A 22,429-nucleotide genomic window follows, 5' to 3' on the forward strand; every position below is an offset into this window, starting at 1 on the left:
TTTGGTAAAAATCATAAAATACTCTGCGTATATAACTGCGCTTGTTAATAGCGCAGTTATAGAACAAAAGGTTTATAGCAATTCCATTAAGTTAGTGATCTAATTTAAATTAGGATAAATTTTCAAGAGCAAGGCGCTTGATTGAGTAATAGCTGGCTATTGGGATTGAAAGCAACGCAGCTATTATATATTTAGACCATTTAGATTGATCACGTATTTATTGGGATTGGTATTACTTCTCTACTTCTACTTGCGTCATAGATTCACTCGGGTAGCACCCTAGCACTCTTACATACTCAGTGACTTCTTTTAAATCATCAAGCGCTTGTTGGGTATTGCTTTGGATTAAATTAGCATCCAAATCAACATAAAATACTTCTTCCCATGGGTTACCAGGTACTGGACGAGATTCCAATTTAACTAAATTGATTTTATGCTGTTTAAAAATCATTAAGGCATCAGCAAGTGACCCCGCATTTTGGCTAGTCGCCATGATTAAGCTTGTTTTAGTTGGGATTTGTTTTGATGTTTGCATTGGTTTTCTTGCAACAACAATAAATCTGCTATGGTTTTCAACTTGATTTGCAACAGCAGATTGAACAACCTCTAAGCCCGCTTTAATACCTGCTTGTTGTGAAGCAATTGCAGCGCTGTTTGGTGTTTCTAATGCTCTTGCAATTGCACTTGATGTTGAATCACAGTATTCAAGTTGGATGTTTTCTAGACCTTGAATAAATTGACTACATTGCGTGAAAGGTTGCGGGTGACCAAATACTTTAGTGATATCAGTCAGCTCTAAACCATCTTTTGCAATTAAACAATGTTCGATTGATTGTGTTAGTTCACCAACAATCGCAACTTGTGCGTGTTGTAATAAATCGAAAACTTCATTGATACTTCCTGAGCAAGTATTTTCAATTGGCAATAAACCAAAATCAGCTTGTCCGGTTTCAACTTTATTTGTAATTTCGAAAAAGCTAGAACAGCCAAGTTCTACTAAATGATCGCTACGACGACTAAAATATTTATGACATGCAAGTTGGCTATATGAGCCTTGACCGCCTAAATATGCAACACGGTTAGTTTCGCCTTTAATATCTGGGTTGATATTCTGTTGCAGCATAGCTTGTTGATGTAACACTGAATCTTCGATAATCGTTTGGAAAACACTATTTACATAATATGCATCTAAACCAAGAGACTTTCCGTACGATATTAACTTTTCTAATAACGCAACTTCTCGTTGTTCATCTCTAATTGGTTTGTTGTTTGAAATTTTATATTCAACAACAGAATGACTAATACGACGACGTTTTGTCAGTAGTATTAATAATTCAGAATCAATCTCATTGATATCTTTTCGTAATGCTTGTAATGCATCATTAGCCATAGTTATTTCCTCATTCCCGGTTTTAAAAATTTAATGCAAAAAAAAGCCTCCCATTTGGGAGGCTTGTATTTGTCGCTGACTTTTCTTATGTCGTGACTAAACCGCCTCCCGTTTGGGGTGGAGTATAAAAAACATAAAGAAAAATCGTGCATAAATTCGTTTCATACGGTTAATTTAAAAATTAGCGCGTCATAAGTCAATAAATGATTTGTTTAATTTCAAGAATATTATTTTCACTTTCCATCAAATGAAATATTTACAGAAATTAAACCGCTTATATATATAAAAAAGGTGTTGTTTACGCTGAGTTTATTTTATATTTAAGAGGTTAATGGCAAAAGCCATTTTGAAAAATAATTGCATAGGTTTAATTTTGAAGTATAGCCGTTTACCATCCCGCTATGGAAGAAATTCTCTTAGCGTTAAATTATCAGTATTAATTTCAGTTATTTGTTTAATTGCTGGTATGAGCGCTGCTGTTTTGATGTTGAAATCAGAACGAAAGCAATTAATTTTTGAAGAACAAGAAGCTTTAAAGAGAAGCGGTAATAACTTTATAACTCAGTTTAATCAAATTATTGATAATAAAACTAAGATTGCGACCAAAGCGAACTTTGTTGTTAAACAGCAATTATTCGAATATAACTTTATTAATCAAAATCAAAAAAAGATTGAATTAGATACATCACAGGAAGGCGTTGTTCGAAGCATTGCGTTAGATGGTTTATCTGCAGCTTATATTCCTGAAGTAAACTTTACCGATTCATATAAAAAGCTTTTCTATGATACCGAAGTGCTTTGGCAAATCATATCACCTACTTTAACTAAGGATTTTTTTAATTTTTATTATATTAGTAAAGATAACTTTATACGTATCTCACCTCCAAACTGGGCAGTGCAATTAGAGCCTGAACACAATTTTTCAAATGATATTTTTTATTCTGTGGCATTAGAAGAGAGTAACCCCTCAAGAAGTCCTGTGTGGACTCCTGTTTATCGAGATGATATTTGGGATAAGTGGGTGGTTAGCTTGATTGTGCCGCTTTATTACAAAAATGAATTCTTAGGCATTACAGGTAGTGACTTAATTTTTCAGGATTTGATTAAGCATTTTTCTGTATCAGATAAAGAGCAACAATTTTTTATTTTTAATAAGCAAGGTCAAATATTATCACATCCATTGTTCAATAATTTGATTGAAAAGAAGGAAGGGGATATGAATCAGTTGTTAGTAACAAATGATTTAATCCCGCAGCATTTACAAGAATTAGTACAGTCAGCCATTAAAAAAGATTTACCTCATATGCCAAGTACTTTTATTGAGCAAAATGAAGTGCATCTAGTTAATATTCATAAAATGGATCCGCTAGATTGGTATATAGGCGTTTATAAAAAGCGCTCAACGATTTTATCTGCTTTGGATGAATTAGAGATTAAGTTTTTTGGTTTATTCGTAATTTATACTGCCTTGGTTGTGATTTTATTACATCAATCTTTAAATGAACTGTTGCTAAAACGTGTTATTACCTTAGTTCATTCAGTTAATGCTTTTGGTAAAAGCAAAGGTAAATCAAAAGGTGACTTCCCTGAAGAAAATAAAGACGAAATAGGTGCATTAAATGGTGCCTTTAAAACCATGTCAGAGGAAATTACTAAGCATTTAGATAGTTTAGATCAAAGGATCATAGAAAAAGAAGAGGCAGAATTGGCTGCTAAAAGATTAAATAAGGCGGTAGAGTTCTCTGGAAGTGCTGTTGTTATTGCTGATGCTGATTTAAATATTGTTTATGTAAACCCTAAAATGCCAGAAATGACAGGCTATTCAGAAAAAGAGCTTATCGGCTCATCAGTTCTCAATATTATTGCCCAAGAAATGCAAATTTTAGTTGATGATATTGAGTTAGATCTTAAAAGTAGGCACTACTGGCGTGGCGATACATTATTTAGAAATATTTATAATAAAGCAATTTGGGTTTCTTTGAGTATTTCTCCGATCAGAGATGAAGATAGCACTGTAACCAGTTATGTCGCGTCAGCACAAGACATCAGTTTTATTAAAGAAAGCCAACGTAAAATGGAGCAACTTGCATATTATGATACGTTAACTGGTTTATCTAATCGTGCCTTTTTTAGAATGCAGCTTAGAAAGTCTATGGCACTGGCTGCGAGAGGCCATTATTCATTTGCCTTATTCTATTTTGACCTTGATGAATTTAAACGTATTAATGATACCTTAGGTCATGATGCGGGTGATCAACTCCTGTTAGAAGTCGCCAACCGACTTAAATTTAGACTCAGAGCGGAAGATACCATTGCGCGATTAGGTGGAGATGAATTTGCAGTATTACTCAGTGGTATCAATGATAGAGAAAAAGCGACTGAGGTTGCTAATACAATTCAAGAGACATTAAATAAACCAATTAAATTAGTAAATGATGAGGTTATTGTGAGTGCCAGTATTGGCATTACATTAGCACCAGAAGATAGTTCAGAAGAAGACCAATTGTTAAAACATGCGGATTTAGCTATGTATGAGGCGAAAGCTAAAGGCCGTAATACATATCATTTTTATAATGCAGATCTTAATGCTGCGGCAAAAGAGCGGATGCTGATAGAAAATGAATTAAGGATCGCATTAAAAGAAAAGCAATTTGAACTGCATTATCAACCTCAGCTTGATAGTAGAACACGGGAAATAGTCGGTTATGAAGCACTGATCCGCTGGTTCCACCCAGATAAGGGTATGATTCCTCCAGATAAGTTTATTCCAATTGCTGAAAGTACAGGGATCATTGTTGAATTAGGCGAGTGGGTACTTTGGGAAGCATGCCGCTTTGCAACTAGGTTGGTTGAGCAAGATGTCGCTAATAATGTGTCAATTAACTTATCTGCAAGACAATTCAAAGATAGTAATTTAGTAGATTTATTATCAAAAATATTAAAAGAAACTGGTGCAAATGCGGATAATGTTCATTTAGAGTTAACTGAAAGTATGTTAATGGGTGATATAGAAGTTGCAATAGCGCAGCTCCATGAACTTAAAGCTTTGGGTCTTGCATTATCTATTGATGACTTTGGTACCGGTTTTTCTTCATTAAGTTATCTAAAGCGTTTCCCTGTTGATATTCTTAAAATAGATAGATCATTTGTAAAAGATATCCCTGAAGATACAAGTGATATGGCCATTACCGCTGCGATAATCGCTATGGCAACTAAATTGAAGCTTAATTTGGTAGCTGAGGGTGTTGAGACTTCAGAACAAATTGCGTTTTTAGAGAGCAATGGTTGTTATATTGTTCAAGGTTATTATTTCAGTCAACCTTTAGCTGAAAATAAATTAGAGCAGTTTAGGAATACTTTAATACATACTTAAAATAACTCAATTACTACTCTAAATTTCAATGTGTTTAGTGGTTATCTAATAACTGATAAATTAATTTTTTGACTGTTTTAGGTTCAAATGGTTTATCGCACATAGCATTAACACCAGATTGTGCGATATTTGCTAAGTGGGTATCATTAGCCTCTGATGATACCATTAAGATAGGCACATGAGATTGATGAGATTCATTACGTATAAACTGTGCTAGTTCTTGCCCATTAACTTCAGGCATATTGTAATCAGTTACAATCAAATCAAACATTTTGTCATTTAAAGCGGCAATGGCTTTTTGGCCATCAACGGCTTCAGTGAAGTGTTGGATGCCTAAATTAGTTAAGACACGTCTAATATGATTTCGTGCCAGCATGGAGTCATCAACGATTAATACTTTAATATCGTGAACATCGTATAATTCTAGCTCTAACTCTTGTGGACTGAGTATGTCTAAGGTGGCATTGATTGCTTTACCTAAATTTTCCCGTGTAAAAGGCTTAGGTAAAATCGCTATGACACCTGATTGTTTAAATGTTTCTAATGCGTGTTTTCTGGTTTCACTAGAAATTAGCATAAATGGCACATCATCTATGCTGTCATCTTCTTTTATCGCAGTGAGTAAATCTAATGCACTACCATCATTAAAATGCAAACTGCTGATCACCAGATCAGGAGAGTTTAATTTTATTTTTTCAAATGCCTCCGTGTGATTTTTTCCATAGTCAATATGTGTGATCCCCTCTAAATTTAACTCTTTTATAATTATATTTCTTTGAGTTAAAGAAGGTTCAACCAATAGAATATGTAGATCTGATGGTGATAAGTTTATCATGTTAGCCTCCCGCTATTTTTACTTTAAAACCAGCACTTTCTAAAATGGCCTTAAGTTTAACTCTGTCATCACCTTGAATTTCAATAAGACCATCTTTTACAGCACCACCTTGACCCATTTTGCTTTTAACCGATTTGGCTAATTTTTTAAGGTCATGATCTTTAGTATCTATACCTACTACCAGCATAACGCCTTTACCTTTACGGCCTTTTGTCTGGCGTTCAATTCGAATAAAGCCATCTTTAAATAGTTTAACATCTTCAACTTTTTGCTCTTTTTGTTGTTCGATTCGGCCAAAATCTGTTGAATAAACTAAATTAGAATCTTGCATAAATTTACCTTAAGGGTCGTGAAATTATAAAAATTGAATATAAAAGTATTTTAACTTTATGATTTATTATAAATCTCTCTAAATAGATTTTATATTATAGTGGAATAAGAGCGACAGGTTTAAGGATTTAGCGCGTTATTTTTATGTTTTATCAATTTAAAAAGACAAAAGATGATTTAAATTTACAACTTATGTTGAAAAACAGCCAATTTACAGCTTTATTTATAGCTAGAATATTCTATTTATAATTATATGCATTTTCTAAATTAAGGAAAATATGATGAGTTTGAACAAAAATTTTTCATCTGATGGTAAATTATTCACAATACAAATAAAGGGGAAGTTTGACTTTAATTTAGTTCAAGCTTTTCGTTCTGCATACTCTGAAATAGGAGATAAAACGCCGAAGGTGATAATTGATTTACGTGAAACAGAATATATGGATAGCTCAGCTTTGGGCATGTTGCTGAATATGAAAAAATCCTTAGGGGATTCTGTTTCAAGTATTCAAATAGCGAATTGTAAGCCACAAATAAAGAAAATATTACAAATTTCACGCTTTGATAAAAAATTCGATATTGATTGAGAAATACAATTAACTCATAAAATACTTTCAATCATTTAGATTTATTTTTGGAGCGATATTTGCGTATTTTAGTTGTTGATGATCAAGCATTAAACTGCACTTTATTAAAGTTTATGCTTGAACAAGAGTCACATACGGTTTTTTGTGTTTCTAATGGTAAAGAAGCTGTAGAGCAATTTTCTGATATTAATCCAGATATCGTATTATTAGATGTCATGATGCCAATCATGGATGGCTTTGAAGCCGCGCCACTTATAAAAAAACAGGTAAGCGACGTTTATCTGCCCATTATTTTTATTACAGCTCTGGATGATCAAAAAAGTTTAACCCGTTGTTTAGAAGTTGGAGGTGACGACTTTATTAGTAAACCTTTTGATAAAATTATTTTATCAGCTAAAATTCAAGCACATACGCGTACTAGAGAATTAAGCCAAAAAAGTTTTGAGCAAAAGAAATTATTGGAATTACATCAAAATGAAGTACAACGAGAGCATGAAATTGTTGAACATATATTTAAAAATGCGTTAGTCGAACACCTTATTGTACCCGACATCATAGATTATCATTTATCTCCTGCTTCTATGTTTAATGGCGATTTGTTTTTAGTATCACCAAGCCCGATAGGGGGCTTATATATCATGTTAGGTGATTTTACCGGGCATGGGTTAGCAGCGGCGATTGGAGCACTACCGACTTCTAAAATATTTTATAGCATGGCACACAAAGGGCTGACAGTAGGAGATATTGCGAGCGAACTTAATAGCATGTTGTCGGATTTACTACCTGGGCATATGTTTTGTGCAGCAACTATTTTGGAGATTAATAAGTCTGGTAGAAGTGTTAACGCTTGGCTTGGTGGGCTACCAGAAGGTTATATACTAGATGAAGTCGGACAAGTTAAAAGAGAATTAGAATCTCAACATATGGCATTAGGTATATTAGAAAGTTATGAGTTTGAAGATACCATAGTACATTTTGAGGTTGAAAATACTGACCGCATACTCGTTTTTACCGATGGCATTATAGAGGCATCTGATCCCAATGATGAGTTTTTTGGTGAAGAGCGTGTATTAGAGATTATGTCATGTTCAAAACAAGCAAAAATTGAAGATGTCGTAAATGCAGTTTATGAGTTTACCGGCGATATTGAGCAACAAGATGATTTAAGCTTAGCGCTAATACGCTGCAAAGCAACGCCCTTACCTGATGTAGAACCAAGAAGCTTTAGTCAAATACCCATCACTTTTAATATTCAGTTAGAGCATGAACAATTAAAAACATCAGATCCTGTTGTTCAATTTGTTGATTTAGTTTGCAGTATAGAAGGGGCTTCAGAGCATAGATCAAACTTATTTCTCCTTTTATCAGAAGCTTATAATAATGCGCTTGATCATGGCATTTTAGGTTTAAACTCCAAGAATAAAGATACTGAAGAGGGATTTTACGAATATTATATTCAAAGAGCTGAAGTATTGGCTGAGTTAAATTCAGGATATTTAAATTTTACAGCTTTATATCAACCAGAAATTCAAAGTATTGTTTTTACAATAGAAGATTCAGGTAAAGGGTTTTGTACAGAGCAGCAGCATAATGCAGATAATAAAGCCCACTCTCATGGTAGAGGGTTAGGTTTAATGGAAGAGATTGCATCAGGTGTGTCTTATAACGATATTGGTAATAAAATAAATATTAATTATTGTTTAAATGAAAGGGCAAGCAGTACTTAACAAGCACTAATTTCCATGTTAGTATTTTTGATATAGATATTCAGATGTGTAGACGTCCATAATGCTTTCATATTTAGAGATAACACAATTAACATGTGATCATGAATTAATAAATAATCATTTATCAGCCCTTAAAACATATTTAAATAAAACAAATCATCGCCGCGATATCCAATGGCAATATAAAATTCCAGAGTTAGGCGAGGGTGGAAGTTGTAGTTTATTTGGACATTTACAAGATGAACCATTTGATCTAAAAAGCGTGCTACTTACAGAGCATCAAGATATAGATACTAATTTAGTAAATTCTATGCAGATGTTAACCCAGATTGTTGATTACATCGTTAATACTTCTCAAGTTGATTGGTTTGGCATATATCAAAACCGTGATATAAACAACGAACAAGGCCTTGTAAAGCTCGCCTATCATGGTGCGCCGAGTCGACCTATATTTCCTCTAACGTCTGATTTTTCCCTTATTAGTAATAATGTTCAAGTGGCACTATCAAAAAAAGGGCGTGTTATTAATGATATTCAAGCATATCAAGCCGATGGCGGTGAATATTATATTTGCGATCCAAAAGTAAAATCAGAGGTGTGTTTACCTATCTTGACAGCATCAGGTGAAATGTTAGGTATTATTGACGCCGAAGCTTTTAAAACTGATTTTTTTGATGAAAATACATTAGCATTGCTCATTGCTGGCTGTTTATTGATACCAAATTATTTACCTGCATAATTATTCTGTTTAGCGACCAATCGGCATAGTTTATGTTAAGCTACATTTGAACTCATTGATTTTAACTTTTGTTATTATAATGAGTATAAAAATTGTTGCTTTACAATATTTTTAACCCCATAAATGAAAAGAGATGACCAAATGTTCTCAAACTTAAAACCATTACCAACTGATCCAATTTTAGGCTTGATGGCTGCGTATAAAAAAGATACGAACCCAAATAAAATCGACTTAGGTGTTGGTGTATATAAAAATGAGCAAGGCGATACACCTATTTTAGAATCAGTGAAAAAAGCTGAAGCATTTCGTTTAGAAAATGAAACCTCAAAGTCATATATTGGTCTAGCCGGTGATCTTGGTTTTTGTAACAAAATGGAATCTTTATTATTAGGTGAACATAGCGCGCTTTTAGCTAATCGCGTACGCACAGCGCAAACACCAGGCGGAACAGGCGCTTTACGTGTTGCTGCTGAGTTTATTGTTCGTTGTAATCCTAAAGCGACAGTTTGGGTAACAACACCTACTTGGGCAAACCATATTAGCTTATTTGAAGCAGCAGGTTTAACTGTTAAAGAATACCCTTATTACGATTACGAAAATAAAGGTTTATTATTTGATGAAATGATTGCAACACTAAAACAAGTGCCTAAAGGTGATATTGTTTTATTACATGCATGTTGTCATAACCCAAGTGGTATGGACTTAAATCAAGAGCAATGGAAAATTGTTGCTGAACTAGCTAAAGAAGTTGGTTTTACACCATTAGTTGATATTGCATACCAAGGTTTTGGTACAAGTTTAAATGAAGATGCTGCTGGCCTACGTGTACTTGCTGATACAGTTGAAGAAATGATTATTTGTTCTTCTTGTTCTAAAAACTTTGGCTTATACCGTGAGCGTATTGGTGCATGTTCTATTATTGCAAAAGATTCCGCTGTTGCAGATGTATCAAATTCAGTTTTATTAAGTGTTGTTCGTAGTATTTATTCAATGCCTCCAGCACATGGAGCAACGATTGTAGATACTATTTTAGGCAGTGAAGAACTAACTGGTTTATGGCATCAAGAACTAGCAGAAATGCGTAATCGCATTAATGGTCTACGTTCTTTACTTGTTGATAATTTACATGCACAAAATGTAGATCAAGACTTCTCATTTATAAAACATCAACATGGTATGTTTTCTTTCTTAAGCATTACAAAAGAACAAATTGAAAGATTACAAAAAGAATATGCTATCTACATCGTAGGCTCTAGCCGTGTAAATGTAGCTGGTGTGAGCAAAGCAAATATTGAGTATTTCTCAAAAGCGGTTGCTGATGTAATTAAATAAGAAAGTTACTTTTCTTATTTAATGAACAATTCATAGATAAAATATTGATATAAAAAAGTGGCTTTTGTCACTTTTTTCATTTTAGGGACTAAACTTATTTGTAAATAGCTATTGAAAGGATTCGATTATGTTTAAATGTATAAGTGTGCTTTTACTACTTACCATTATATTTTCTCCATTAAGTTACGCTACTGAAAAAATAAAACCTTCAGTGCAATTGGCAATGAAGTACCATCAAGCTATCAATGTTAAAGATTATTTTATAAGTGAGAAGTATGACGGTATTCGTGCTATTTGGAATGGAAAAGTACTTAAAACACGGGCTGGCAATAAAATATATGCACCAGATTGGTTTACAGCCAAATTACCAGGTATGTGGCTAGATGGTGAGTTATGGTCAGCCAGAGGAGAGTTTGACTTTATTTCTTCTACGGTACGTAAAAAACAAGCAGATTTTAATTGGCATAAAATCAAATATATGGTGTTCGATGCCCCTGATAAAAACATGCCTTTTTATTTAAGATACCAAAACTATAAAATACAGATCAATAATTTAGCGCTTAAGCATGTTGTGGCAGTGAGGCAATTTGAGATAAGTACTAATGAGGGGTTAAATCATATATTAGATGGTTACGTTGCTAAGGGGGCTGAAGGCTTAATACTACATTATAAAAAAGCCATATTCCGCTCAGGTAGGGGTAATAACTTAATAAAGTTAAAGCCTTTTATGGATGCTGAAGCGACCGTGATTGCCCATCTTCCTGGTAAAGGTAAATTTCAAGGCATGTTAGGTTCTTTATTAGTCAAAACAGACTTAGGCATAGAGTTTAGAATAGGCAGTGGTTTTAGCGATCTAGAAAGAGTAAACCCGCCCAAAATAGGGGATGTGATTACTTTTAGTTATCATGGATTGACTAAAAATAAAGTGCCAAAGTTTGCAAGCTATATGAGAGTACGCACACCTAAAGACACTAAATATTAATAGTTATTGCTACACTAACTTGGCTATGCTATTTTGCGCAGCCTTTTTAGTTTTAGGTTGTATTTCATGTTTGCAGGTTTTGATTACGGTAGCTCTAATTGTGCCATAGGTGTATGGCAAGAAAATCAGGTTAACCTAGTACCCTTAGAAGGAGATAATAATTATATACCTTCAACTTTATATGCTTTACACCCAAGTTTAATTGTCTCTGAAGTACATAAAGGCATTAAATCCACCCAGTTAAAACAAGATTATCAAAAAACACGACAGCCATTATTAAATGCTTTAGGCATGGTTAAATCAAATTTAGATCTAACTGATGATGAATGCAAAATTCATTTAGGCAGAGAAGCGATTGAAGAATATATAGAATGTCCTGAAGAAGGTCATTTTGTTAAATCCCCTAAGTCATTTTTTGGTGCGACAGGCTTAAAGCAACAACAGCTCGACTTTTTTGAAGATATCGCTTGTACCATGATAATGACACTAAAGCAAAGAGCTGAGTCTCACTTAGGTGCTGAACTTAAACATACCGTTATAGGTCGCCCTGTAAATTTTCAAGCCATAGGCGGCGAAAAAAGCAATCAACAAGCCGTGACCATTTTGCATAATGCAGCAATGAGAGCAGGATTTAGCAGTGTAGAATTCCTTTTTGAACCTTTAGCTGCAGGTATTGATTTTGAATCAAAACTAGATACAGATAAGATTGTTTTAGTTGTTGATATCGGCGGTGGTACAACCGATTGTTCATTAGTAAAAATGGGGCCATCGTATCGTGATAAAAATGATAGGCAGAGTGATTTTTTAGCGCATACAGGTAAGCGAGTTGGCGGCAATGATTTAGATATTAATCTCGCTTATCATGGTTTAATGCCTTTGTTTGGTTCCGAAAGTAAATTGAAGTCGGGTATTCCTATGCCTAACCAACCTTTTTGGAATGCCTGTAAAATTAATGATGTTATTTTACAAAGTGAATTTTATAGTGCTAAAAATCAAAGAGCCTTAAATGACTTTGTTTTAGAAGTTAATGAGCCAAATAAATTTAGAAGGCTTCTATCTTTACAAGAAAATAAGCAAGGTCATCAATTAGTGAGAACCGCTGAACTCGCTAAAATTGCTTTATCGGGAAAGAATGAACATCTAGCTGATTTAGGCTTTATAGAATCACAATTAAGTAAGAATATTGTGCAACAAGAACTCGCCAATGCGATTGATTCTAGTATTTCTCAGGTGGTGAGTTTAGTACTTGATGCGATTAAGCAAGGTGGTTGCAAACCTGATGTTATATATTTAACGGGTGGAAGTGCACAATCACCATTGATTAAAGCAGCATTAACGCACGCTTTAGGCGAAATACCTATGTTAAATGGAGATCACTTTGGCAGTGTGACTGCAGGTTTAACTAAATGGGCAAAGCAATTATTCAGCTAAGCGTATTAATTAAGTCTAGTCGCTAAATAATTTTGGTAATCAGGGATCTCTCGAGAGATTTCTGATGTCATTAAAGGCGATGATAACAGCATGTCAGCACTTGCCTCTGTACAAGCTACCGGAATATTCCAAACCGCAGCTAATCTTAATAATGCTTTAATATCTGGATCATGTGGTTGTGAAGCAAGTGGATCCCAAAAAAATATCAATATATGAATTTCATGTTCAGCAATTTTTGCACCTAGCTGCTGATCTCCGCCCATAGGGCCACTTAATAGCTTTTCAACCGGTATTTGGGTGGCTTGTTCTATTAAATTACCCGTAGTACCTGTGCCATAGAGTTTATGCTCTGCTAATAGACTTTTATGTTTTACACACCACCCCTCTAAAGATTGCTTTTTACCATCGTGTGCAACAAGTGCGATGTGTTTTTTAGCGGGTAATACTTTTTGTATTGTCTGCATACACTTCTCTTTTTATGTTTTAATAAATAATTACATAAAATCAACTCATTTCATAATGTAATTTTTGCTTATTATCTTTAATTAATAATATCAACATAGGCAGTAATAAGAGCATATGAAAGGCAACATAAAGTGGCGCAGTGAGATTTAATATGTGGGTTACTGTTACAAGTAAGCCTGCACCACTCATTTGCATTAAACCTATTAGGGCTGAGGCAGTACCTGCTTGTTTTGAAAAAGGTTCAAGTGCTTTACCGGCTGCAGAGCCAAGGGTAAGCGCGAAGCCTACAGAGGTAATAAATATTGGCACCATAAATGCCCAAGCTTGTTTTATGTTTGAAAATGCAATTAATAATATGCCGCCTAATACTAGTAATGTTAAACCGATAGTAAGTGCTTTTTTTGTGCTGCGTTTAATTAAAATGGGTGCAATAAAACTCGCTAATATACTAATGGAAGCATTAACAGAAAACCAATAGGTAAAGCTTTGCATTGTTAAACCTTGCTCTGTCATCAACCAAGCAGGGGCTGAAGTGACAAAGGCTAAAATTGCGGACATAGATAATAAACAAATAATGGCATTAAACATAAAACTTGCATTGCTGAGCATAGGCATAAAACGTCTAAAGTCTAAAATATTACCTTGGTAGTGACTATCTTGTGGTTTTGTTTCTTTATATGTTGTTAAAAATATAAATAAACTAATAAGACCGAATCCAGTTAAAAATAGAAAATTAACACGCCAACCAAACTCTGTTGTGAGCCAACTCCCTAAAATGGGTGCTAAAGCAGGTATAAAACAAACAATACCATTTAAATAAGTGATCATTTGTGCACTTTTATTTGCATTAAAGCTATCTCTTACAATTGCAAAACAAGATACAAATGTGGCACTGGCACCTATGCCTTGCAATATTCTTGCTATTAATAACATATCAAAATTAGTGGCTAAATAAGCTAGATATGAAGTAAAGGTATAAATCACTATGCCAAATAAGGCGATGGGTTTTCTACCGTATTTATCAGATAAAGGACCTAATATAAGCTGCGCGATACCTACACTGACCATAAATAGGCTAATTGTGAGTTTTACATCACTATTGGCCACATTTAAGCTGGTGGCAATTTCAACAAAAGCAGGTAAATAAATATCAATTGCTAATGGGCAAAAAATAACAAGTAGCACTAAAACGAGGATACTTCTAAATGTATTAAATGATTTTACGGTCATAAATAGAATAAGGTATATGTGAATAAATCTAAGGGCAGGGATTATATTAGATTTAAATTAAAAATATATAAAAAATGACCAGTTTATTTGGTCATTTTTTTATCATATTGATAATTATGTAACTATGATGTGCTGTTTTCAACACGGATTGCAGCTTTAATAATTTTCACTTCAGATGCAGTTCTGCCACTTCTGCTTCCTAAAGCCTCAATTTGTGGTAAAGAATCATCTAAACCCTTAACGACTTCACCAAATACAGTATGGCGACCATTTAAAAAAGGCGTGGCTTTAAATGTGATAAAAAATTGACTGCCGTCAGTATTTGGACCTGCATTTGCCATGCTTAAAATACCAGGCTTATCGTGTACTGCAGAATCTTTACTAAACTCACCTGCATATTTATAACCTGGATTTCCACGACCAGTTCCTAAAGGGTCTCCTCCTTGTGCCATGAAACCAGGGATCACGCGATGAAAAATTAAGTCATCATAGAAGCCGAGTTTTGTAAGATAAATCGTACTTGAAACATGCATAGGTGCGGTATCTGGCAATAATTTGATACTGATGTCACCATGATTTGTGTGTAAATCCCAAAAATAATCTTTACCTTGTGTAAATTCAACCAGTTCGGGTTTGGTTAATTGGGTCTTCCATTTGCTATCTTCAGTATTTACCTGTTGTTTAGCGATAAACTCATCTGTTTGTTTTATTGCAGGATCGGCTTGAAAACAGCCACTGAGTGAAAGAGAGATAAAGCTAGCACCAATTAATTTATACAGATTATTCATAAATTTACTTTTCCTTATGTTGTAGCGTTATTATGCCCACTTTATTTCAACAGTAAAGTCGCTTTTTGCTGCAGTTTATCAAGAAGTTGATTTAAATTTTTTTGTTCATCATCAGATAGCACTGTAAGTAACTCTTGCTCTTTTTTAAGCACTCTAGGAACTAATATTTGATAAATTTTCTTGCCTTGATCAGTCAAATATAATTGTGTGAACCGTTTGTCTTTAGCGTTAATAGTCTCTTTTATTAAATTATTTGAGCGCATTGAGTTAATAGCGCGACTGATTTGCATTTTTTCTAAATTAGTTAAAAAAGTAATTTGTTTGGCGGATAAGCCTGTTTGCTCACCTAAAATCGCCATAACACGCCATTCATGGCGAGATAACTCAAATTCACCAGTATAGACACTGGCAATATTTTCACTGATCGCTTGTTGTAACATCGCAAAGCGATATGGAAAAAATTGATTAAGGATCAGAGGTTCATGCTTATCTGTTTTATGCACTTTTTTACTCCAAATAATTGATATCAGTAAAATGCCTTAAAATGGAAAAAAAATCAATAGTAACATATGTTACTATTGACATTGGTAACGGATGTTACTAAATTAAGTGCAATTCGTTTTGGGAGAATAGAATGATCGACATTAAACAAATTCATCATGTGGCATATCGTTGCAATGACGCAAAAGAAACAGTCGCTTTTTATAAAGATAAGCTAAATATGGACTTTTTAGTTGCTATAGCAGAAGACAAAGTACCTTCAACAAATGAGGCTGACCCTTATATGCATCTATTTTTAGACGCTGGTGCGGGTAATATTTTAGCCTTTTTCGAATTACCTAATTCTCCTAAGATGGATAGAGATCATAATACACCAGAGTGGGTTCAGCATATTGCTTTTAGAGTTGAAGATGAAACTGCTTTAATGAGTGCTAAAGAGGAACTGATAGCAAAAGGTGTTGATGTATTGGGCCCTACTTGCCATGGCATTATTAAATCAATTTATTTCTTTGATCCAAATGGGCATAGATTAGAACTTACTTGTGTTACAGGTACAAGTGAACAAATGGCTGAATTAAAACGTGTAGCACCCGCTATGATAGAAGAGTGGAGTGTGACTAAAAAAGCGCCGAAACATGCAGCTTGGCTACATGAAAAAGAATTTTCAAAATAAACGAACAACTGTTGGTTGCTAGTTTATTTTGAGTAAATTTTGGCCGGGTAAGCTACCCGGTTTTTTTATTATTTGAAGCTTTACCTTTAATATCTGTGACATTTTCATCTTCAACAATTTGCTTGATACTTGCATCAATTTGAGCGCCAGATTCAATGCTAATTGTTTTATGGTTTATATCACCTTTGATGTGAGCTGTTTGTTCTAAAGTTACTTTTATCGCATTAATAGAGCCCGTGACTTTACCTTTTACAGTGACTTCTTGTGCATCAATATTACCGTCGACCCAACCTTGCTCTCCGATAGTGAGGCTATTGATATTAATTTCACCTTCAATTTTACCGTCAAGTTGAATTAGCCCTTGGCTTATTACATTGCCTTGAATCACGACATCAGCACCAATAATTGAAGGCGTTGCATTTTTATTAAGCGGAGCTGGTTGTGTTTGGTCTTTACTTTTAGAGAACATTTTCTAATGCCTTTGTTATTTTTAACGGATTTACCGTTTTATTATTAAACATGACTTCATAGTGTAAATGTGTACTTGTACTTCGGCCTGTACTGCCCATTAAGCCGATGACATCATTTTTACTAACAGTCTGTCCTTTTTTAACTTTTATTTTATGAAGATGGCCATAGCGAGTAGAAAACCCATTTAAATGATCAATTTCAATAAAGTTACCATAACTACCATTTTTACCAGCACGTTTTACTGTGCCTTTAGCAGGCGAAAATATTTGTGTTTTTATCCAACCTGCCATATCAATGCCTTTATGCATAGAGCGGCGCTTGGTGATCGGATCTTTGCGGTAGCCATATAAGCTTGAAATGTAATAATCTTTCGCGGGCAGTTTTACTGGCACATTCTGTAAAGTGAGTTCTAATTCTTTGAGTTCAATTAATTGATCAATAACATTTTTTTGCTTATCAGTCGCTTTGCTTGATAGCTCATATAATGGGCCGCCTTGCGCTAAGGTACTATTTACAAAATGCGATTTAATCATTTCATTAGTAATACCTGCGTTATTTAGGGCTTTATCTAGAATATTTTGGCGGTGTTGAACTTGTTTCGCTAATTGAGTTAAATCATTATGCTGTTTTAATCTAATATTTGATAATTGCTTGTGACTAATATCCATTTTATCTAATAAAGAGGTACTTTCATTTGATGAAGTTTGCGTATCAACTTGATGTTCAGTAGGTGTAATATTTCCCTCTTTTTCAGGGCTTATAGCAGAGGGTAATGAATCAAGTATATTTTGTAAAAATACTTGCTGTTCTTGAAGCTGTGTTAGTTGTTTATTTAAACTTTGGTGTTTTTCTTGATATTGATTTGTTAGCTGATCTAAATCTTGTTTAGATTGTTGTAAATTAGTATGGCTACTAGATATTTTTTGATTTAAAGCAAAATATTGTGTACTAGAATATACAAACCAAATAAATGTAATAGTAATGATACTTAACAATGAAAGTTGTACTACACCTGTGATATTAAGGTATTTAACTTCTCCGTTTTGTCGGATCAGTAATTGACGCTCAGGTAAATGGTGTTTATATATTTTCTTTAACGGGCTTAACATTTAACTTTTAATTTATTCAACGCTTAATCTTTCTACGATACCAAATTTTAATAAAATAAAAAAGGGTATGTTTCTATTAATAAAACATACCCTTAGATTACTAAAAGTTATTATTATTTAGTTGGTAATATAGTACCTTCAACAGAGCCGAAACCAATGCGAGCATAACCATCAGCTTCACACCAACCGCGCATAATCACTTTATCGCCATCTTCTAAGAATTTACGCTGCTCACCATTACTTAAAGTGATTGCTTCTTTGCCACCACGTGAAAGTTCTAGCATAGAACCTGCTTCAATATGTTCAGGACCTGACTGTGTACCAGAACCTAACATATCACCAGGCACAAAATTACAGCCGTTTACTGTATGGTGAGTTACCATTTGTGCTACTGTCCAATATGAATGTTTAAAGCTAGACTCTGATACTTTAGAAGCTTCAATGCCATCTTTACGCATTTGTTCAGTTTCAATTTGAACATCCATAGTGACATCAAAAGAACCCTGTTCACGGTTTTCTTTAGAGTCTAAGTATTCAAGTGGTTGTGGATCGTTTTCATCACGTGTCCAAGATGTACGGTATGGCGCAAGTGCTTCTGTTGTCACAATCCAAGGAGAAACGGTAGATGCAAAGTTTTTAGCAAGGAATGGGCCTAAAGGTTGGTATTCCCAAGCTTGTAAATCACGTGCTGACCAGTCATTAAATACACAGAAGCCAAACACATGATCTTCTGCATTTTTAATTGAGATAGCATCACCTAGATCGTTACCTTTACCTAAGTAAATACCCATTTCAAGCTCGTAATCTAAACGTTTAGCTGGGCCAAATGATGGTACATCAGCATCTGGCGCTTTAGTTTGACCTTTAGGGCGGTGAAATTCTTGACCAGAAACATCAATTGAAGAAGCACGACCGTGATAGCCAATTGGTACCCATTTGTAGTTAGGTAATAGTGGGTTATCAGGGCGGAATAAACTACCTACTGCAGTAGCATGATAAATTGAAGTGTAAAAATCAGTGTAATCACCAATATGACAAGGCATTGAAAACTCAATATCAGCTTGTGAAATTAAGCTAGTTTCTAAAGTTGCTTGATGTTCAGAACCTGCACGTAATGCTTTTGATAAAGCTAAACGTAGTGCAGACCAATATTCGATACCCATGCCCATAAATTCATTAAGTGCTGCTGCATTCGCTGCAACAACAGCTTCTTGTGCAAGACCTGTAAAAATATTTGCGTTAGCAACAACACTTAAGTCAAGTACTTGTGAACCGATAGCTACGCCACCACGAAACTCTTCATTTGAATCTTTACGACGAAATACAGCAAAAGGTAAATTTTGAATCGGGAAGTCTGTTGTTGCATCATTTGCAGATGATACCCAAGACGTTAATTTTATATCATGTGTTTCGTTAATAAGGCTCATAAATTTTCCTTTTCGGACTATGTCATTTTTAATAAAAATCTATTGTGTATATAGATATAGCCGATTGTAATTATTTAAAGTGTAGAAATAGAAAAAAGCAGATTTAAAATCTGCTTTAGTTCTTAGCAATTTGGAACTGTTTTAAATCTTAATTTAAAGCACACCACGTTTTCTTTGGTCTCTTTCAATTGATTCAAATAATGCTTGGAAATTACCTTCACCAAAACCACCATCATCAACACGTTGGATCATTTCTATGAAGATAGGACCAAATAAGTTTTTAGAGAAGATTTGTAATAAATAACAATCATCACCTTGGCTATCAACTAAGATTTGATGTTTTCTGATTTTCTCTTTGTCTTCTTTAACCCAAGGTACACGATCGAAAATAGTATCGTAATATTCAGGGATAATATCTAATGTTGCGATAGTAGATTGGTCTAGCTTATCTAATGAACTTACAAGGTCATTTGTTAAGAAAGCAATATGCTGAACACCTGGACCGTCGTATTTTTCTAAGTACTCATCAATTTGGTTATTTTTATCGCCTTTACCTTCGTTGATAGGAATACAGAAAGTTTCACAAGGAGACTTAAGTGCGTAAGATATAAGTGCTGTTTCAACACCTTTAATATCAAAGTAGCGTACTTCAGTAAAACCAAAAATATCTTTATAGAAATTAGCCCATGTTTCCATCGTACCTTGATAAACATTGTTAGTTAAATGGTCTATTCTTAAGAAACCTTTATCTTCAACAACTTTTTGTTCTGCTAAATCTTCAAAATCATTAGCATAGATAGAACCTTTATCACCAAATACATCGATGAAGTATATTAAGCTATCGCCAATACCAAAGATGGCTGGATAAGGTAAATCTTTATGTGTTGAATCTGTCGCAGGCTTTGCACCACGCTTTACAGCTTCTTCAAAAGCAGCTTCAGCATCGGCAACACGCCAACCCATAGAGCAAATAGCAGGGCCGTGGCTTTTAGCAAATTCAGCAGAGAAACCTTCGCGGCTATTATTTAATAAAAAGTGGATATCATTTTGATTGAAATAAACAATGTCTTTACCTTTAAATGTCTTTAGTTTTGAAAAACCAAAGTCAGTAAATACTTGTTCCATATAATCCGCATCAGGAGTTGCATATTCTGTAAATTCGATGCCCATTAAACCTAATGGATTAGTTGATTCGCTCATTTTAAATGCTCCTACAAATCTCTCTAAAAATTCGTATTTAATATAGTTAGTATCATTTGTTACCGAATGATTAACTATTATTAATATAAGTAAAAGCCCTAAGCCCAATTTAGTAAAGGTGCTCAGATGTAAATAAAAGTGAACAAAAGTATATTTTTTGAATTTAGCTTAGTTATACAGCTTAAATACTCTGAAATATTTAAATTCTAACAAATAATAAAAGTTTAAAAATAGAACTGTTTTAGCTTAAGTCTTTGTTATTTAGTTGGAAGTAAGTTTATATTTAAATCGTAATCTAAGGAAAATATACGAAACATACATGTAAATAAAACAGTACAAAATGTATAAATTAAAATAGGTTCTATAATTTCGACATGTATAGAAAATATCATTTTGATAATTTTAATGTTGTATTTATGAAGGCTATAAGAGATGGCTTATTAGAACATGCAAATGTGGAAGAAAAAAGTAGAGCTATTAGTAATATAGTATTAATTTATTTAGTAATAATGTACTGTATGTTATTATATTTGCAAGATTGGCAATAATTTCACTAGAGTGTAATGTTGTGTAATTAACTGTTGTTATTGATTTTTGTGCTTAAATACTTCAATTCTATTCACAAAAATGTATTTCAATATTGTTAGGTATTTTTAGGATTTTAAATATGCAAGAATTAAAACTAACCGAAGCAGGGATTGTAGTATCTATTCAGGGGAAAGTATCAGTAATTTCTTCAGATGGCCAGATCCGTATTTTGAAACCTGGTGATAAGCTTCAGGTTGGTGATATAGTTTTAACTTCTAAAAATTCTAAAGCAATCATTCAGTTTGAAGATCATAATACGGTAACAACTGTTGATGAGTCTTGCGCTGCTTGTATTTTAATTAATAATGATGAACAAGTTAGCGCTAACATACAAAATGTAGACACAGATGCTTTTGATGAATCTGATGTTCTCGCATTACAGCAACTTATTTTAGATGGGGTAGACCCAACAGATACAACTTCAAATGATGAAATAGCTGATTTACAAGAGTTAATAGCTCAAGGTATCGATCCAACTGCTACACCTGAATTTGAAGCGGCTGCTGCTGGCGCGACGGGTAACCAGGGTTCAACAATTTCTCCTCGAATAGATGCCACAATAGAACAAATAGATGTAACAGCTGGTTATGATACTGATTATGCCACATCTAACTTAAATACCGTTGAAAACACTGAAGAAACACAAGTAAGAAAAGCAATTATCACAGGGGAAGATCAAGGTACTGCGGTTGAAGATATTGCACCTCGCATCAGTGGCAAACTTGAAATATCAGATACGAATATAGATGAATCAAAATTCAATGTAGCTGAAATCCAAACTCAGTATGGTATGTTGACAATAGATGAGAACGGTAATTGGGTATACTCACTTAATAACGAATCAGATGTGATCCAAACATTAGATGTTGGAGAGTCATTATCTGAAAATATCATAGTTACATCGATTGATGGTACAGAGCATACCATATCTATAATAATTCAAGGTAATGAAGATCTATCAGTTATTAGCTTAGCTGATGGTGACACAGATCTAGGCTCAGTTACTGAAGATGAGTCAGTTACGAATAACCAACTTAGCACTAATGGCCATTTAACCGTTACTGATACAGATAGCTCAGATAAAGCTGCATTTGATATTAATTCAGTAACAAGCACTAATACCCTAGGCACATTGACCATAGATGAAAATGGTAACTGGGTCTACAACATAGATAATACTCTGGCAGCTGTTCAAGGATTGGATGAAGGCGAAAGTTTTACTGAAACTTTCACTGTAATGACGATTGATGG

Annotated in this window: 20 protein-coding genes; 9 read left to right on the plus strand and 11 right to left on the minus strand. The window is 34.0% G+C overall.

Annotated elements, in window-relative coordinates; all coding sequences use genetic code 11:
- Positions 1–232: 232 nt before the first annotated feature.
- A complete protein-coding gene (locus KO527_RS08460; RefSeq protein WP_216039883.1) occupies positions 233–1,390 on the minus strand; it encodes a chorismate mutase in 1,158 nt (385 codons plus the stop codon).
- A gap of 331 nt (positions 1,391–1,721) precedes the next feature.
- Between KO527_RS08460 and KO527_RS08465 the strand changes: the two genes are divergently transcribed.
- Entirely contained in the window at positions 1,722–4,763 is a 3,042-nt protein-coding gene (locus KO527_RS08465) for an EAL domain-containing protein (protein WP_216039884.1), read from the plus strand.
- Between the two features lie 34 nt (positions 4,764–4,797).
- Here KO527_RS08465 and KO527_RS08470 read toward each other — a convergent pair whose 3' ends face one another.
- Both KO527_RS08470 and KO527_RS08475 read right to left on the minus strand, forming a co-directional pair.
- The gene (locus KO527_RS08470) at positions 4,798–5,598 is read right to left on the minus strand and encodes a response regulator (protein WP_216039885.1); all 801 of its coding nucleotides are present in this window, start codon (positions 5,596–5,598) and stop codon (positions 4,798–4,800) included.
- A 1-nt stretch (position 5,599) separates the two neighbouring features.
- Positions 5,600–5,929, minus strand: coding sequence for a stress response translation initiation inhibitor YciH (locus KO527_RS08475; protein WP_216039886.1), 330 nt, complete (start codon positions 5,927–5,929; stop codon positions 5,600–5,602).
- Positions 5,930–6,209: 280 nt separating this feature from the next.
- Between KO527_RS08475 and KO527_RS08480 the strand changes: the two genes are divergently transcribed.
- From KO527_RS08480 to yegD, 6 genes are all read left to right on the plus strand, one after another.
- Positions 6,210–6,515: an STAS domain-containing protein gene (locus KO527_RS08480; RefSeq protein WP_216039887.1), complete on the plus strand. Its 306-nt coding sequence runs from the start codon at positions 6,210–6,212 to the stop codon at positions 6,513–6,515.
- Positions 6,516–6,574: 59 nt separating this feature from the next.
- Positions 6,575–8,242 carry a fused response regulator/phosphatase gene (locus KO527_RS08485; RefSeq protein ID WP_216039888.1) on the plus strand — a complete coding sequence of 556 codons (1,668 nt, stop codon included), beginning with the start codon at positions 6,575–6,577 and terminating at the stop codon, positions 8,240–8,242.
- Between the two features lie 58 nt (positions 8,243–8,300).
- Positions 8,301–8,981, plus strand: coding sequence for a GAF domain-containing protein (locus KO527_RS08490; RefSeq protein WP_216039901.1), 681 nt, complete (start codon positions 8,301–8,303; stop codon positions 8,979–8,981).
- Positions 8,982–9,122: 141 nt separating this feature from the next.
- Entirely contained in the window at positions 9,123–10,313 is a 1,191-nt protein-coding gene (locus KO527_RS08495; RefSeq protein ID WP_216039889.1) for an amino acid aminotransferase, read from the plus strand.
- Between the two features lie 127 nt (positions 10,314–10,440).
- Positions 10,441–11,295, plus strand: coding sequence for a DNA ligase (locus tag KO527_RS08500; protein WP_216039890.1), 855 nt, complete (start codon positions 10,441–10,443; stop codon positions 11,293–11,295).
- A gap of 66 nt (positions 11,296–11,361) precedes the next feature.
- On the plus strand, positions 11,362–12,726 hold the full coding sequence (gene yegD / locus KO527_RS08505) for a molecular chaperone (RefSeq protein ID WP_216039891.1): 1,365 nt from the start codon (positions 11,362–11,364) through the stop codon (positions 12,724–12,726).
- A gap of 5 nt (positions 12,727–12,731) precedes the next feature.
- On the opposite strand, the gene KO527_RS08510 is transcribed toward yegD, so the two are convergent.
- The 4 genes from KO527_RS08510 to KO527_RS08525 all read right to left on the minus strand — a co-directional run bounded on the left by KO527_RS08510 (position 12,732) and on the right by KO527_RS08525 (position 15,712).
- Positions 12,732–13,190, minus strand: a complete 459-nt coding sequence (locus tag KO527_RS08510; protein ID WP_216039892.1) for a methylglyoxal synthase — start codon at positions 13,188–13,190, stop codon at positions 12,732–12,734.
- A 40-nt stretch (positions 13,191–13,230) separates the two neighbouring features.
- Positions 13,231–14,421 carry a multidrug effflux MFS transporter gene (locus tag KO527_RS08515; protein ID WP_216039893.1) on the minus strand — a complete coding sequence of 397 codons (1,191 nt, stop codon included), beginning with the start codon at positions 14,419–14,421 and terminating at the stop codon, positions 13,231–13,233.
- A 122-nt stretch (positions 14,422–14,543) separates the two neighbouring features.
- Positions 14,544–15,209 carry a peptidylprolyl isomerase gene (locus KO527_RS08520; RefSeq protein ID WP_216039894.1) on the minus strand — a complete coding sequence of 222 codons (666 nt, stop codon included), beginning with the start codon at positions 15,207–15,209 and terminating at the stop codon, positions 14,544–14,546.
- A 41-nt stretch (positions 15,210–15,250) separates the two neighbouring features.
- Positions 15,251–15,712 (minus strand): MarR family winged helix-turn-helix transcriptional regulator, encoded by a 462-nt coding sequence (locus tag KO527_RS08525; protein ID WP_354668608.1) that lies wholly within the window; start codon positions 15,710–15,712, stop codon positions 15,251–15,253.
- Positions 15,713–15,843: 131 nt separating this feature from the next.
- Between KO527_RS08525 and KO527_RS08530 the strand changes: the two genes are divergently transcribed.
- Positions 15,844–16,383: a VOC family protein gene (locus KO527_RS08530; protein ID WP_216039895.1), complete on the plus strand. Its 540-nt coding sequence runs from the start codon at positions 15,844–15,846 to the stop codon at positions 16,381–16,383.
- Between the two features lie 52 nt (positions 16,384–16,435).
- Here the strand turns inward: KO527_RS08530 and KO527_RS08535 are convergent, their stop codons facing one another.
- The 4 genes from KO527_RS08535 to hppD form a co-directional block, all read right to left on the minus strand.
- Positions 16,436–16,852 carry a polymer-forming cytoskeletal protein gene (locus tag KO527_RS08535; RefSeq protein WP_216039896.1) on the minus strand — a complete coding sequence of 139 codons (417 nt, stop codon included), beginning with the start codon at positions 16,850–16,852 and terminating at the stop codon, positions 16,436–16,438.
- Positions 16,842–17,963 carry a M23 family metallopeptidase gene (locus tag KO527_RS08540; protein WP_216039897.1) on the minus strand — a complete coding sequence of 374 codons (1,122 nt, stop codon included), beginning with the start codon at positions 17,961–17,963 and terminating at the stop codon, positions 16,842–16,844. Before KO527_RS08540 ends, KO527_RS08535 begins: the two co-directional genes overlap by 11 nt.
- 113 nt (positions 17,964–18,076) lie before the next feature.
- Positions 18,077–19,390, minus strand: coding sequence for a fumarylacetoacetase (gene fahA / locus KO527_RS08545; RefSeq protein ID WP_216039898.1), 1,314 nt, complete (start codon positions 19,388–19,390; stop codon positions 18,077–18,079).
- Between the two features lie 153 nt (positions 19,391–19,543).
- Positions 19,544–20,590: a 4-hydroxyphenylpyruvate dioxygenase gene (hppD, locus tag KO527_RS08550; RefSeq protein WP_042142159.1), complete on the minus strand. Its 1,047-nt coding sequence runs from the start codon at positions 20,588–20,590 to the stop codon at positions 19,544–19,546.
- A gap of 667 nt (positions 20,591–21,257) precedes the next feature.
- Here hppD and KO527_RS08555 point away from each other — a divergent pair.
- The coding region (locus KO527_RS08555; RefSeq protein ID WP_216039899.1) for a retention module-containing protein at positions 21,258–22,429 on the plus strand (1,172 nt) is incomplete at its 3' end.

It is taken from the genome of Pseudoalteromonas sp. C2R02, assembly GCF_018860845.1.
In the GTDB taxonomy this organism is placed as follows: Bacteria; Pseudomonadota; Gammaproteobacteria; order Enterobacterales; family Alteromonadaceae; genus Pseudoalteromonas.